General features: G+C 60.3%; 15 protein-coding genes. 11 read left to right on the top strand and 4 right to left on the bottom strand.

Features of this window, described 5'->3' with window-relative positions; translation table 11 throughout:
- The first annotated feature begins 235 nt into the window (after window positions 1-235).
- The 4 genes from rhtA (at window position 236) to AOA62_RS03825 (ending at window position 3038) form a co-directional block, all read left to right on the top strand.
- Window positions 236-1123 (top strand): threonine/homoserine exporter RhtA, encoded by an 888-nt coding sequence (gene rhtA / locus AOA62_RS03840; protein ID WP_099547900.1) that lies wholly within the window; start codon window positions 236-238, stop codon window positions 1121-1123.
- 164 nt (window positions 1124-1287) lie between these two features.
- On the top strand, window positions 1288-1569 hold the full coding sequence (locus AOA62_RS03835) for a hypothetical protein (RefSeq protein ID WP_017136337.1): 282 nt from the start codon (window positions 1288-1290) through the stop codon (window positions 1567-1569).
- 99 nt (window positions 1570-1668) lie between these two features.
- Window positions 1669-2400: an SDR family oxidoreductase gene (locus tag AOA62_RS03830; protein WP_099547899.1), complete on the top strand. Its 732-nt coding sequence runs from the start codon at window positions 1669-1671 to the stop codon at window positions 2398-2400.
- Between the two features lie 47 nt (window positions 2401-2447).
- A complete protein-coding gene (locus tag AOA62_RS03825) occupies window positions 2448-3038 on the top strand; it encodes a 2-hydroxychromene-2-carboxylate isomerase (RefSeq protein ID WP_099547898.1) in 591 nt (196 codons plus the stop codon).
- Between the two features lie 176 nt (window positions 3039-3214).
- Here the strand turns inward: AOA62_RS03825 and AOA62_RS03820 are convergent, their stop codons facing one another.
- The 3 genes from AOA62_RS03820 to AOA62_RS03810 form a co-directional block, all read right to left on the bottom strand.
- Window positions 3215-5023 (bottom strand): aminopeptidase P family protein, encoded by a 1809-nt coding sequence (locus AOA62_RS03820; RefSeq protein ID WP_099547897.1) that lies wholly within the window; start codon window positions 5021-5023, stop codon window positions 3215-3217.
- A gap of 49 nt (window positions 5024-5072) precedes the next feature.
- Window positions 5073-6233 carry a cysteine desulfurase family protein gene (locus tag AOA62_RS03815; protein ID WP_099547896.1) on the bottom strand — a complete coding sequence of 387 codons (1161 nt, stop codon included), beginning with the start codon at window positions 6231-6233 and terminating at the stop codon, window positions 5073-5075.
- 234 nt (window positions 6234-6467) lie between these two features.
- A complete protein-coding gene (locus AOA62_RS03810) occupies window positions 6468-6737 on the bottom strand; it encodes a hypothetical protein (RefSeq protein WP_017136342.1) in 270 nt (89 codons plus the stop codon).
- 400 nt (window positions 6738-7137) lie between these two features.
- Between AOA62_RS03810 and msuE the strand changes: the two genes are divergently transcribed.
- The 4 genes from msuE to AOA62_RS03790 all read left to right on the top strand — a co-directional run bounded on the left by msuE (window position 7138) and on the right by AOA62_RS03790 (window position 11320).
- On the top strand, window positions 7138-7701 hold the full coding sequence (gene msuE, locus AOA62_RS03805) for an FMN reductase (protein ID WP_099547895.1): 564 nt from the start codon (window positions 7138-7140) through the stop codon (window positions 7699-7701).
- A gap of 9 nt (window positions 7702-7710) precedes the next feature.
- Window positions 7711-8853, top strand: coding sequence for an FMNH2-dependent alkanesulfonate monooxygenase (ssuD, locus tag AOA62_RS03800; protein WP_017136344.1), 1143 nt, complete (start codon window positions 7711-7713; stop codon window positions 8851-8853).
- A gap of 164 nt (window positions 8854-9017) precedes the next feature.
- Complete coding sequence (locus AOA62_RS03795; protein ID WP_017136345.1) at window positions 9018-10205, top strand: acyl-CoA dehydrogenase family protein; 1188 nt, start codon at window positions 9018-9020, stop codon at window positions 10203-10205.
- A gap of 11 nt (window positions 10206-10216) precedes the next feature.
- Entirely contained in the window at window positions 10217-11320 is a 1104-nt protein-coding gene (locus AOA62_RS03790) for a sigma-54-dependent Fis family transcriptional regulator (RefSeq protein ID WP_099547894.1), read from the top strand.
- On the opposite strand, the gene AOA62_RS03785 is transcribed toward AOA62_RS03790, so the two are convergent.
- A complete protein-coding gene (locus AOA62_RS03785; RefSeq protein WP_099547893.1) occupies window positions 11309-11674 on the bottom strand; it encodes an antibiotic biosynthesis monooxygenase in 366 nt (121 codons plus the stop codon). The genes AOA62_RS03790 and AOA62_RS03785 overlap by 12 nt on opposite strands.
- A gap of 100 nt (window positions 11675-11774) precedes the next feature.
- Between AOA62_RS03785 and soxR the strand changes: the two genes are divergently transcribed.
- From soxR to AOA62_RS03770, 3 genes are all read left to right on the top strand, one after another.
- Window positions 11775-12224: a redox-sensitive transcriptional activator SoxR gene (gene soxR / locus AOA62_RS03780; RefSeq protein WP_099547892.1), complete on the top strand. Its 450-nt coding sequence runs from the start codon at window positions 11775-11777 to the stop codon at window positions 12222-12224.
- Between the two features lie 162 nt (window positions 12225-12386).
- A complete protein-coding gene (locus tag AOA62_RS03775; protein WP_099547891.1) occupies window positions 12387-12845 on the top strand; it encodes a VOC family protein in 459 nt (152 codons plus the stop codon).
- A 421-nt stretch (window positions 12846-13266) separates the two neighbouring features.
- Window positions 13267-14142 carry an alpha/beta fold hydrolase gene (locus AOA62_RS03770; RefSeq protein WP_099547890.1) on the top strand — a complete coding sequence of 292 codons (876 nt, stop codon included), beginning with the start codon at window positions 13267-13269 and terminating at the stop codon, window positions 14140-14142.
- The last annotated feature ends 44 nt before the right edge of the window (window positions 14143-14186 follow it).

The following is a 14186-nucleotide window of genomic DNA, read 5'->3' as shown; positions in this document are numbered from 1 at the left end:
ATTGTTTACCAAGGAGTTTTCCGTTTCGACTGCGCCGGAAGTGGGGCGAATTATAGACAGATATAAAACGCCGTCAACACTTAATTTAGATTCTCTATCAAAAACCCCAAAAAGCCCTATCCCTTTCTATATAAAGAGGACAGCAACCAGAGCTGAGCAATATATTGCTCAAAAGCCGCCAGTTAAGCATCATAGTCGCTCTGCTTCTTTACCACGACTTCGGACACCCGCCCCAATGACCACTCCACCTCGCAGCCTGGCCTCGGCATTGTTCCCGGTCGGCCTGCTGTTGATCGCCATGGCCTCCATCCAGTCGGGTGCCTCGCTGGCCAAGAGCATGTTCCCCATCGTCGGCGCACAGGGCACTACTACTCTGCGGCTGATTTTCGCCAGTGTGATCATGCTGCTGCTGTTACGCCCATGGCGCGCCAAGCTCACGGCCAAGTCCCTGCGCACTGTCATCGTCTACGGCATGGCATTGGGCGGCATGAACTTCCTCTTCTATATGTCCTTGCGTACAGTCCCCCTGGGCATCGCAGTAGCGCTGGAATTCACCGGCCCGCTTGCCGTGGCTATCTATGCCTCGCGCAGGGCGGTGGACTTTGTATGGATCGGTCTCGCGGTCGCGGGCCTGCTGTTGTTGATCCCCACCGGAGAAACCAGCACCGGCATCGACTTGATCGGCGCCGCTTATGCACTGGGCGCTGGCGTTTGCTGGGCACTCTATATCCTGTTTGGGCAAAAAGCCGGCAACGACAACGGCGTGCAAACCGCCGCCCTCGGCGTGATGATCGCCGCTTTGTTCGTGGCGCCGATCGGCATCGTCCATGCCGGCGCCGCACTGCTGACGCCCTCGCTGATTCCCGTTGCTATCGGTGTAGCCATCCTGTCCACCGCTTTGCCCTATACCCTGGAAATGGTCGCGCTTACTCGCCTGCCCGCTCGCACCTTCGGCACCTTGATGAGCATTGAGCCCGCATTCGGCGCGCTCTCCGGTCTGTTCTTCCTGCAGGAGCACTTGTCCCTCGCGCAATGGCTGGCAATCACCTGCATTATCTCCGCCTCCGTCGGTGCCACACTGACGATGCGCAACGAATCCAAACCGTTGGTGCCAGCCGATTGATTCTCATCGCAGGCAGCTCTGGCATTTGCCGCTCATTTAGGCCATGTTTAAGCCGTAAACGAATGTCTTTCATGGAGAATTTCGACAGGGACAGCTGAACGCTACAATCGAGAGCGAGTTAAGCCTGCATCGAGCCTTTTCGCGACGCGGCTATAAGGATAGTAATGAAACGAATTTTGATACTGTTACTGGTCGTGGGCATTGCTGGCTGTGCTGCGACCACCAAGACAGAAGTGAAACGGGGCAAAAAAGGCATGCACATCAACTGTTCCGGCCTGTCCTCCTCCTGGGACCAGTGCTACACCAGTGCAGCCAACTCCTGCGGCGCCAAGGGCTACCGGGTTATCGCCAAGTCCGGTGACAATTCCGAAGAGCCAGGCGACTATCCTTTCGGTATCAACCCTGCCGGCTACACCAGCCGCAGTATGATCGTCATCTGTAAATGACCGCCCGAGCAGTCCTCTTCCGGCTGCTCCTTTCTCTTTACACGCCCTTCGCTCTGCTGCGGCTACACTCCTGCCCGACACTCGAGCAACGGAGTTCCCATGACACCCAACAAAAAAATCGTATTGGTGGTTGGTGCCGGTGATGCAACCGGTGGCGCCATTGCCCGACGCTTTGCCCGTGAAGGCTATGTAGCCTGCGTCACCCGTCGCAGTGCCGATAAACTACAGCCCTTGGTCGAGAGCATTCAGGCGGCGGGCGGAGAAGCCCACGGTTTTGCCTGTGATGCGCGCAAAGAAGATGAGGTGATCGCGCTGGTTGAGCAGATAGAAACCGAGCTTGGCCCCATCGAAGCTTTCGTCTTCAATATCGGCGCTAACGTGCCGTGCAGCATCCTCGAAGAAACCGCGCGCAAATATTTCAAAATCTGGGAGATGGCCTGCTTCTCCGGGTTCCTGAATGCCCGCGAAGTCGCTAAACGCATGGTCACCCGCGAACGCGGCACTATTGTGTTCACCGGCGCCACTGCCGGGCTGCGTGGCGGTGCAGGGTTTGCCGCATTCGCCGGCGCCAAACACGGTATCCGTGCGCTCGCGCAAAGCATGGCGCGGGAATTGGGGCCCAGGAACATCCATGTGGCCCACGTGGTGGTCGACGGCGCTATCGACACAGATTTTATTCGCGACAATTTCCCGCAAAAATACGCGCAGAAAGATCAGGACGGCATCCTCAACCCCGAACACATCGCCGACAACTATTGGTACCTGCATAGCCAACCACGCGACGCCTGGACCTTCGAACTGGACCTGCGCCCCTGGAGTGAACCCTGGTAGGCACGCCGCCTCCGATCAAGAACAACAATAAGCAGCGAGAATCGACGATGAGTAAAACCCTGGAATTTTTTTTCGACCTCGGCAGCCCGGCCACTTACCTGGCCTATACGCAATTGCCTGCGCTTTGCGCCGAGACCGGTGCGCAACTGGTGTATCAACCCATGCTGCTGGGTGGCGTGTTCAAAGCCACCGGCAACGCCTCCCCCATCAGCGTGCCGGCCAAAGGTCGTTACATGTTTGATGACTTGGCGCGATACGCCAAACGCTACAACGTGACGCTCAAGTTCAACCCGCACTTCCCGATCAATACCCTGGTGCTGATGCGTGCCGTCATGGGTATCCAGATGCGCCAGCCCGAGCGCTTCCAGGCCTTCATCGACTGCCTGTTTCGCGCCATTTGGGTCGAAGGTCGACATCTGGGCGACCCCGCCGTCGTGGCCGCCGTGCTGAGTGAGGCCGGTTTCGACCCAGAGGAAGTCCTGAACCTGGCCAACGATGAAAAGGTAAAAGCCGCCCTCAAGGACAAAACCGAACAGGCTGTTCAGCGCGGGGTATTCGGTGCACCCAGTATGTTTGTAGGCAATGACCTGTTCTTCGGTCAGGACCGTCTGGAATTTGTGCGCGAAGCGCTCCGCTAAAACTCAATCGCCAGGCGCCCCCTGAGCGCCGCTTGCGAGCAAATCGCAAGCGGCGTTTACCGTATGCCGGTCGAAACGGTGCGAATCCATGTCACGTTGCGTATCGGCGAATTAGGTGGTGTCGGCCCCCAATCGACGCCAGCCGGCCAGGGGCAAGGCCCCTGAACGGCAACCGATCAGATAGCGGCGGTACGCACCTGCAGCCATTCCAAGGCTGCACCACTGAGCAGCGGGCTCAGGCGTTCACGCACCTCGGCGTGGTAAGCGTTGAACCATTCGCGCTCATCCGCCGTCAGCAACGACGGCTGCAGGCAACGGGTGTCGATCGGGCACAGGGTCAGGGTTTCAAACCTGAGGAACTCACCGAACTCGGTCTTGCCTGCTTCGCGGTTCAACACCAGGTTCTCGATGCGCACGCCCCAACGACCCGGGCGATAGGTACCTGGTTCAATCGAAGTAATCATCCCCGGCTGCATTGCGGTTTGCGGTGCGGTGGCGGCCTGGTAGGCGATCACCTGCGGACCTTCGTGCACATTCAGGAAATAGCCTACGCCATGACCTGTACCGTGGCCGTAGTCCACGCCTTCGGCCCAAATCGGCGCACGGGCGATGGCGTCTAACAATGGCGAGAGAATGCCCTTGGGGAAATGTGCCCTGGACAGGGCAATCACGCCCTTGAGCACGCGCGTGCAGTCGCGCTTCTGCTCATCACTCGGCGTGCCGATCGGCACCATCCGCGTAATATCCGTGGTGCCGCCCAGGTACTGGCCGCCGGAGTCGATCAGCAACAGGCCATCGCCTTCGATCAACGCATGCTCTTCTTCGGTGGCGTGGTAATGCGGCATCGCACCGTTGGCGTTGAACGCTGCGATGGTGTTGAAACTCAGCGACACATAATCGGGGCGACGGGTACGCGCGGCGGTCAAGTGCTCGTCGATGGTCAGCTCGGTGATGCGCTCACGGCCCAACGCACTGTCCAGCCAGGCGAAGAATTCACACAGCGCCGCGCCGTCTTGCTCCATGGCTTGGCGGATATGTTCGGCGTCCGCCAGGCTTTTGCGCGACTTGGCCAGCGTGGTCGGGTTCAAGCCCTCGACCAGCTTCACGCCGGCATCGAGGTTTTCCAGCAAACCGGTGGTGACGCGTGCCGGATCAACTTGCAGGCTGACACCCGCCGGAACTGCACGCAGCGCATCCGTCACTTCGCTGTAGTCGCGCAAGGTCACGCCGTCCCGCTCCAGTACCGCGCGCAGCTCGGCATCGACCTTGCTCAGCGCCACAAACAGCGTGGCCTGCTGTTGATTGATCAAGGCAAAGGACACAAACACCGGGTTGAACGACACATCACCGCCGCGCAGGTTGAACAGCCAGGCGATGTCATCCAGGGTCGCGATGAAGTGCCAATCGGCGCCCTTCTCTTTCAAGCTGGCACGCAGGGCGGCGAGTTTGTCGCCACGGCTGACCGTCGCCTGCGGCGGCAGGTGTGGGTAGATTGGCTGGTTCGGCAAGGCCGGGCGGTCTTGCCAGACTTCATTCAACAGGTCGATATCGGTACGCAGGCTCGCACCGCGCTCGGCCAGCTTGGCGCCCAAGGTACGTGCCGAGGCCACGGCCATCACCGCGCCGTCCACTGCGACCACGCCGCCTTTCGGGGTTTGCTCGGCCAGCCATTCCAGCGGGCCGGGTTGGCCCGGTTGCAGCTTCACCAATTCGATGCCGCTGCCCTTGAGCTCCTTGGTCGCCTGTTCCCAGTAACGGCTGTCGGCCCACACGCCGGCAAAATCCGCGGTGACAATCAACGTGCCTACCGAGCCATAAAACCCCGACAGCCATTGCCGCCCCTGCCAGTAACCCGGCAAGTACTCGGACAGATGCGGGTCGGCCGACGGCACCAGCAGGGCATGGATGCCCTCGCGGCGCATCAGTTCGCGGGTATGCGCCAGGCGCTGGGGAACCGTTCCATGGGTCAAAGGCTGCGTGCTCATCATGTCTCCTGCTAACCACTCATAATTGTTATGTGTTGTGACTGAAAAATCAGACCGCCCAGAACGCCGGCGCACTGACCAGTGCGGCCTTGATCAACTGCACGGCTGCATCGATATCCTGCTCGGTGGTAAACCGGCCCAGGCTCAAGCGAATAGTTCGACCGGCGCTGCGTGCGTCATGGCCCAAAGCTAGAAGCACGTGTGACGGCGCATTACTCGCCGAATTGCACGCCGAGGTGGCCGAAAACGCGATACCTGCGCTCAGGGCCTGGGAATTAAATTCACCCTCGGTGAACGTGAGGCTCAGTGTATGGGGAATGCGCTGGGTGGCGCTGCCATTGAGGCGCACGCCGGCAATCGTTTCCAACTGATTGAGCAGCCGCTGACGCAACGCGACGATAGCGGCTTTTTCTTCAGCAAAGGACTGCGCCGCCAAGGCGAAGGCAGTTCCCATACCGGCAATCTGGTGAGTCGCCAGGGTACCGGAACGCAACCCACCTTCGTGGCCGCCACCGTGAATCTGCGCCAGTACCTTCTGCTGCGCGCGCGGACCAACATACAGCGCGCCAATGCCCTTGGGGCCGTACAGCTTGTGCGCAGAAAACGACATCAGGTCCACCGGCCATTCAGCCAGGTCGATCGCGACCTTGCCCGCGCCTTGCGCCGCATCCACATGCAGCAGCGCGCCGTGCTCACGTACGCGCGCACCAATGGCGGGGATGTCATTGAGGGTGCCCAACTCGTTGTTTACCAGCATCAGCGACACCAGGAAGGTGTCTTCGCGCAAGGCTTCACTGACTGCCTCGGCGCTGATCAAGCCTTCAGCGTCCGGCACCAGGTAGGTCACGGCCACGCCGGCGTCCTGCAACTGCCGCGCGGTATCCAATGTGGCCTTGTGTTCGATCTGGCTGGTGATGACATGCCCACCTGCCACACCTCGCGCCTGGGCCACCCCCTTGATCGCCAGGTTGTTGGATTCTGTGGCACCGGAGGTCCAGACGATTTGTTCAGGTTGGGCGCCGACCAGTTCGGCCACTTGGCGCCGCGCCTGCTCGACCGTGTGCCGGGCCGCCTGGCCAAACGCATGGGAGCTGGACGCAGGGTTGCCGAAGTTGGCATTAAAACCCAGACACTCGACCATCACTTGAATGACCCGCTCATCCACCGGCGTGGTGGCGGCGTAGTCGAAATACAACGGACGTTTATTCATGACGTTAAGACTCGCAGAGCGTATTCCCCAGGACAGCGCCTCGGGAGGGCATCGACCGGAACAGAGGTCGTCAGGTTTAACCCGTCGGATGCCATAAAAGAAGGACCACTTTATGCAAATGTGCGTAGGAACGCTCCTGAAATTCAGCTTAACAGGCTGAAGTATCCCAATGGCAAACAAAAAGCCCGAGGTTCCTTAAGGGAATCCTCGGGCTTTTTGCCACTTGGCGCCGGCTCAACTGGGGCGACCGTGCATCACCACACTGCGTTCGGCGTTCATTTCGCCCTGGTGGTCGAAGCCGAACGGCTTCTGTGGCTGCCCGGTCAACGCGGCGCGCTGCTGTTGATATTCATCAAACGACAGGCCACGACGGCTCAAGGCTTCAAGGGCCAATTGCTTGGTTTCTTCGGCGGTATAAGGACGCGACTCAGGCGAAGGATGGGTCGCACATCCGGCAAGGACAGCGCTGACAACTATTAAGGAAACAGCCAGAAAGTGGTTCATGGTGAAGGCCCTGCGAAGGAGGTTTGTAGTCAATGAACACAGGCTACTCCCGCCCTCGCGCAGTGAAAAATCATCCGCCGTGATAGTCGCTATCAACCGTTCCGGCATGCTTGATAGCCGCCCACCCATATTCATTTAAGATCTATAAATATGGAAATACGTTCGTTTACGGCATAACCATAACCTTTTATAAATGGCCCTGCGCGCAACCGACACTGTTCGCCACGCAACTGTTGCCCAGGCAACAGTCATTCAACAAAACCGCAACCAGGCAACAGCTCCTTTTTCAACAGTTCGTCTGCAGCCCTCGCCAATCAAGGCTTGCAGCCATTGGTACAGCTCTTGCTCAACACGCTCCACTTAACCTGCTACCCACCTCTGTTGAAAAAGGAACTGTTCTATGTCACGGCCCCTGAATGTCGTTGCCCTCTCTGGCGGAACCTGGCGCCCATCGCGCACCTTGGTATTGACCCAGGCCGTGCTGGCCGAACTGGCCACGTTACTGCCGATCCAGACCACCCTGATCGAGTTGGGTGACATTGCCCGCCCCTTGGGCGGCGCACTCTCACGCGATGAACTGCCGGCCGAGGTCGAAACGCAACTGTTGGCCATCGAACAGGCCGACCTGCTGATCGTTGCCGCGCCGGTGTATCGCGGCTCCTATCCTGGCCTGCTCAAGCACCTGTTTGACCTGGTAGGCCTCAACACCTTGATCAACACTCCGGTGTTGCTCGCGGCCACCGGCGGCAGCGAGCGCCATGCACTGGTCCTCGATCACCAGTTACGTCCGCTGTTCAGCTTCTTCCAGGCCTTGACCCTGCCGATCGGTGTGTACGCCACCGAAGCTGACTTCACCGACTACCAAATAACCAGCGAGTTATTAAAAGCCCGCATTCAACTGGCTGCAGAACGCGCAGCGCCGTTGTTTGCCGCGCACTCCCCCTCTCTGCTGAAAATCGCTTAAGGATTTGTCATGGATGTTTTCTGGTTTCTGCCCACACATGGCGACGGCCATTTCCTCGGCACCACCCAAGGTGCGCGCCCGGTCACCCTCAATTATCTGAAGCAGGTGGCGCAAGCGGCTGACAGCCTCGGTTACTTCGGCGTGCTGATTCCTACCGGGCGCTCGTGTGAAGATTCCTGGGTAATCGCCTCGGCGCTGGTACCGCTGACGGAACGCCTGCGTTATCTGGTGGCGATTCGCCCGGGGATCATCTCGCCCACGGTGTCGGCGCGCATGGCCGCGACCCTGGACCGCTTGTCCAACGGCCGATTGCTGATCAACGTGGTCACCGGTGGCGACCCCGACGAAAACCGTGGCGACGGCAGCTTCCTCGACCACAGTGAACGCTACGAAGTCTCCGACGAATTCCTGCAGATCTGGCGCCGTGTGTTGCAGGGCGAGTCGGTGGATTTTGAAGGCAAGCACCTGCGTGTGCAGAACGCCAAAGCGCTTTACCCGCCGGTGCAGAAGCCGTATCCGCCGCTGTATTTCGGCGGTTCGTCGGATGCTGCCCACGACCTGGCCGCCGAGCAGGTCGACGTGTACCTGACCTGGGGCGAGCCGCCCGCCGCCGTTGCGCAAAAACTTGCCGACGTGCGTGAACGCGCAGCGCGCCATGGGCGCACCGTCAAGTTCGGCATTCGCCTGCATGTAATCGTGCGCGAAACCGAAGAAGACGCCTGGAAAGCCGCCGCCAAACTGATCGAACACATCAGCGATGAAACCATCGCCGCGGCGCAAAAATCCTTCTCGCGCTTTGATTCCGAAGGCCAGCGGCGCATGGCGGCGCTGCATGACGGGCGCCGCGACAACCTGGAAATCGCCCCCAACCTGTGGGCCGGTGTCGGCCTGGTACGCGGCGGTGCCGGCACCGCATTGGTGGGCAACCCGCAGCAGGTGGCCGAACGCATCCAGGAATACGCCGACCTTGGCATCGAGAGTTTCATCTTCTCCGGCTACCCGCACCTGGAAGAAGCCTATCGCTTTGCCGAGCTGGTGTTCCCGCTGTTGCCGGAACCTTACGCCAGCCTCGCCGGGCGCGGCATCACCAACCTCACGGGGCCGTTTGGCGAAATGATTGCCAATGATGTGTTGCCGAACACCAAAGCCTGAGCGCGCTGAAATCCCCCCTATGTGGACACTGCTCTCCTGTGGGAGCCGAGCTTGCCCGCGATGCAAACGACGCGGTGCTTCAGTTGCTCCGCAGCGATGCTATCGCAGGCAAGCCAGCTCCCACATTTGAACGTGATTGCCAGACAGACATTGAGGAACCCCGTGTGACAGCCAACCCCCACAGCGTCCTGCCTTCACCCTTGCAGACCGCCAAGCTGCTGGCCGCCGAATTTGCCCTCACCGCCGTTGAACGCGATGAGCGCGGCGGCACGCCCAAGGCCGAACGGGACGCGCTGCGCCAAAGCGGCCTGCTGGCCCTGAGCATCCCCACGCAATACGGCGGCCTCGGCGCGCGCTGGAGTGAAACCCTGGGCATCGTGCGCGAGTTCGCCAAGGTCGACAGCTCCATCGCCCATGTCTTCGGCTTTCACCACCTGATGCTCGCCACCGTGCGCCTGTTTGCGCGCCCGGACCAATGGCAGCCGTGGTTCGAACAAACTGCGCGTAAAAACTGGTTCTGGGGCAACGCCCTCAACCCGCTGGACACGCGCACGGTGGTCAAGGATTTCGGCGGCTGGCGAGAATTTTCCGGCAAGAAGAGCTTCTGCTCCGGCGCCAGCGATTCGGAAATGCTCATCGCCTCGGCCGTGGACGAAAGCGCCGGCGGCAAACTGCTGATCGCCGCGATTCCCAGCGGGCGCAGCGGCATTACGTTGCACAACGACTGGAACAACATCGGCCAGCGCCAAACCGACAGCGGCAGCGCCAGCTTTGAACGGGTGCGCGTCGAAGAGTCCGAGTTGCTGCTCGATCCCGGCCCGTTGAGCACGCCCTTCGCCTGCCTGCGCCCGCTGATCGCGCAGTTGACGTTCACGTATATGTTTCTCGGGATTGCCGAAGGCGCCTTTGAAGAAGCGCGCAACTACACCCGCACCGAAACCCGTGCGTGGCACAAATCCTCGGCGGGCGATGTGCGCCAGGACCCTTACGTGCTGCACCACTACGGCGAATTCTGGGTGGCCCTGGAAGGCGTGCGCCTGCTGGTCGAACGCGCAGGCGAACTGCTCGACCAGGCCTGGGCCAAAGGTGCCAGCTTAAGCGAACAGCAACGTGGCGAACTGGCCATTGCCATCGCCACCGCCAAAGTCGCCGCCACCCGCCAAGGCCTGGACCTGTGCAGCCGCCTGTTTGAAGTCACCGGCGCGCGCTCGACCCATGCCTCACTGCGCCTGGATCGCCACTGGCGCAACTTGCGCACGCAAACCCTGCACGACCCGGTGGATTACAAACTCCACGAACTGGGGGACTGGGCGTTGAACCAGTCCCTGCCGATCCCGACGTTCTACTCCTGAGAGAGGTGCCCATGCAGCTGTTAACCTTACCGCCCTCGCCCGCCCTCGCGACCTCGATTCGCGCTACGGCCCAGGTCTTCGAAGACCCCAAATCCCAGGCGCTGCTCGACCATATCCAGCAAGTGGCGCCCAGCGAAGCCAGTGTGCTGATCATCGGCGAGACCGGCACCGGCAAAGAGCTGGTGGCGCGCCATATTCATAACCTCAGTGCGCGGCGTAACCGGCCCTTTGTGGCGGTGAACTGCGGTGCGTTTTCCGAATCCCTGGTGGAAGCCGAATTGTTCGGGCATGAAAAAGGTGCGTTTACCGGCGCCCTCAGCGCCAAGGCCGGCTGGTTCGAAGAGGCCGACGGCGGCACCTTGTTCCTCGATGAGATCGGCGATTTGCCGATGGCGATCCAGGTCAAACTGTTGCGCGTACTACAGGAGCGCGAAGTGGTGCGCCTGGGTTCGCGCAAGAGCATTGCGATTGATGTGCGCGTGCTGGCGGCCACCAACGTGCAGCTGGAAAAAGCCATCAACGCGGGGCACTTTCGCGAAGACCTCTACTACCGCCTGGATGTGGTCAGCCTCGAACTCAGCCCATTGCGCGAGCGCCCCGGCGATATCCTGCCGCTGACCCGGCATTTTATCGAAGCCTATAGCCAGCGCCTGGGCTACGGCCCGATCACCATCAGCCGCGAGGCCGAGCACAAGCTCAAAAGCTACAGCTGGCCGGGCAATATCCGCGAGCTGGAAAACGTGATTCACCACACCTTGCTGATCTGCCGTAATGGCGTGATCGAGCGTGATGATCTGCGCCTGTCGAACATGCGCATCGAGCGCCAGGACGACAGCCAGCACGGCACCGACAACAGCGCCGAAGCCTTGCTGGCCCGCGCCTTTCAAAAGCTCTTCGAAGAACAGGCCGGCGCCCTGCATGAAAAGGTCGAAGACGCGCTATTGCGCGCCGCTTACCGTTTCAGCCATTACAACCAGGTGCACACCGCGAACCTGCTGGGTTTGAGCCGCAACGTCACGCGCACGCGCCTGATCAAGATCGGCGAGTTGGCGGTAAACAAACGCCGCCCCGGCGAAAACGTGCAGGGCGAGCGCATGCTGCATTTATCCATTTAGGCGGCAGTGCAACGCGTTGTCATGGCTGCGCTCGAAGCTGCGCAGCACCTGGAACGAACCGAAGGTCACCGCCGTGGCCTGGTGGGCGCGAATCAGCATCCAGAAGTCTTCCTCGCCGTGCTCAAAACACTTGAACGCCGCCTCGCCGTCCTCACGCGAGCGCCATTGCAGGTAATTGAGCACCCGCCGCCCGTCGTCGCTGACTTGCACACTGGCATTGATAAAACCGCCATGGCCCTGGGCCAGACGCTCGCTCTGGGTGGACAAGGCCGCTACCAGGGCAAATTGCTGCCGGGGCTCGATCTGAAACTCGATCAACTGAGTGAAGCTGCGATTTTTCTCTGATACCTGCATGAACACTCCCCTCTCTCTGTAGGCAGAATCTTGCGATTCGATGCCACGCAGGGTAAAACCTCTAGTTAAGTCAAGGTCAAGCGCTTATCTGGAGTTTTTTATGCTTACCAAGGAACTCACCGTTGGCCAACTCGCCGCTCGCAGTGGCGTGGCGGTTACGGCGCTGCACTTTTATGAGTCCAAGGGGTTGATCAAGAGCAACCGCAACGCCGGTAACCAACGGCGCTACCCACGGGATGTGTTGCGGCGCGTGGTGGTGATCAAAATCGCACAACGTTTGGGGATTCCATTGGCGACCATTGGCGAGGCGTTGCAGACCTTGCCGGACGGGCGCACGCCCACTGCACAGGACTGGGAACGCTTGTCGGCGCTGTGGCGCGAGGATCTGGATGAACGCATTAACAAGCTGATGCTGCTGCGCGACAAACTCAGTGGTTGTATTGGTTGCGGGTGTTTATCGCTGGAGGCGTGTCCCCTGCGTAATCAGGATGACAAGCTGGGGGAATGTGGGCCCGGCGCGCAATTACTTGAGCCCAGCCCCGAAACCTGACCTGAAAACCCAATCAATGTGTGTGGCTTGCCTGCGATGCAGACAACCCGGCCTGTCAGTTAAACCGAGTTGCCAACACCTCGTCGGTTACCTGCAAGCCACGGCGGGCGTGGCCTATAGTGAAAAGGCCGGACCTTCACAACCCCACCTGAGGAGAACGATATGAGCGTTAAGCCAATCCCTGAGGGTTATCACAGCGTCACGCCGTATATGGGCATCGATAACGCCGCCGAGGCTATCGAGTTCTACCAGAAAGCCTTTGGCGCTACCCAGGTCATGCGCCTGGACATGCCCGATGGCAAGGTCGGCCACGCCGAGCTGCGCATCGGTGACTCGGCGATCATGCTCGGCTCGCCTTGCCCCGAAATGGCCTTGCGCAACCCTGACGAACACACCAGCGTCGGTTTGCACCTGTATGTGAGCGACGTGGATGCGCAGTACCAACAGGCCATTGATGCAGGCGCCCTTTCGGTGTCTGAGCCAAAAGATCAGTTTTACGGCGACCGCTCGGCTAGTGTGAAAGACCCCTTTGGTCATCTGTGGTTTTTGGCTACGCGCAAGGAGGACCTGACTGAAGCGCAGATTCGCGAACGAGCCACGGAAATGTTCAAGCAAGGCTGAAGTTTCAATAACCCTGCACATCCAATGTGGGAGCTGGCTTGCCTGCGATAGCATCAACCGGTTGTACCTGATGTACCGAGGTGTCTGCATCGCAGGCAAGCCAGCTCCCACAGAAAAGCAGATCTTCGGTGTATGCGGATCCGCTTTCGCTTTTGACCTAACCACTCAGGTCGGCTACTAGGTCGCCGTGCTCTGCTTTTGATCTTGCTTTTGATCTGAGGCGCCCCGTTAACCACGATGGCCGAACGCAGGCTTGAATCCGTGCCCCGCCGTAAGGGCGGAACCCTAAGTAGCCGTTACCGCAGCAACGGATATGTACCCCGCTCCTACACACTTCATGAACAACCCCTCCACGCTTTCCCCCTTGCCCCAAACCCCGCGTGATTCCACGATGCAAGCACTTACAAAGAGGAGTCATTCCATGTTCGCCGGATTCCAAAAAGACCAGTGCCACGTCAACGGCGTGGACATCAGTTACCGCAAAGGCGGTACAGGTCCCGGTCTGCTCCTGCTGCACGGGCACCCGCAAACCCACGTCATCTGGCACAAAGTCGCCGAACAGTTAGCCGAACAATTCACCGTGGTCGCCGCCGACCTGCGCGGCTATGGCGACAGCAGCAAACCACCCGCCAACGACCACCACACCAACTACTCCAAACGCGAAATGGCCCGCGACGGCGTCAAGCTGATGCAAGCCCTGGGCTTTGACACCTTTTCGGTACTGGCCCACGACCGTGGCGCTCGTGTGGCCCACCGCCTGGCCCTGGACCACCCCGCCGCCGTTCAGCGCATGGTGCTGCTGGATATCGCGCCCACCTTGTCGATGTACGCCCAGACCGACGAAGCCTTCGCCCGCGCCTACTGGCACTGGTTCTTCCTGATCCGCCCGGCGCCGTTGCCCGAAGCGCTGATCGAGAGCAACCCCGAGCTGTACCTGCGCAGCGTCATGGGCAGCCGCAGCGCCGGGCTCAAGCCATTCACCGATGAAGCCTTCGCCGAATACCTGCGTTGCCTGCAACTGCCAGGCACCGCTCGCGGTATCTGCGAGGACTACCGCGCCGCCGCCGGTATAGACCTTGAGCACGACCAGGCCGACATCGACGCCGGCAACCACCTGAACCTGCCGTTGCTGGTGATGTGGGGCGCCGAAGGCACTGTTGGCCGCTGCTTCGAGCCACTCAAGGAATGGCAGAAAGTCGCCACCGACGTGCGTGGCAAAGCCCTGCCGGCTGGCCACTACATCGCCGAGGAAGCACCTGAGTTATTGCTTGGCGAAGTCCTGGCCTTCCTTCGCTGAGTGCACTGACACCGTGATCTGAAACACCCGCCTCGCAGGCTGCC

Origin of the sequence: Pseudomonas sp. 2995-3 (assembly GCF_002742565.1) — a bacterium.
In the GTDB taxonomy this organism is placed as follows: Bacteria; Pseudomonadota; Gammaproteobacteria; order Pseudomonadales; family Pseudomonadaceae; genus Aquipseudomonas; species Aquipseudomonas edaphica.
Note: the sequence above shows the minus strand (reverse complement) of the source record. Positions and strands in the feature narration are given on the sequence as shown.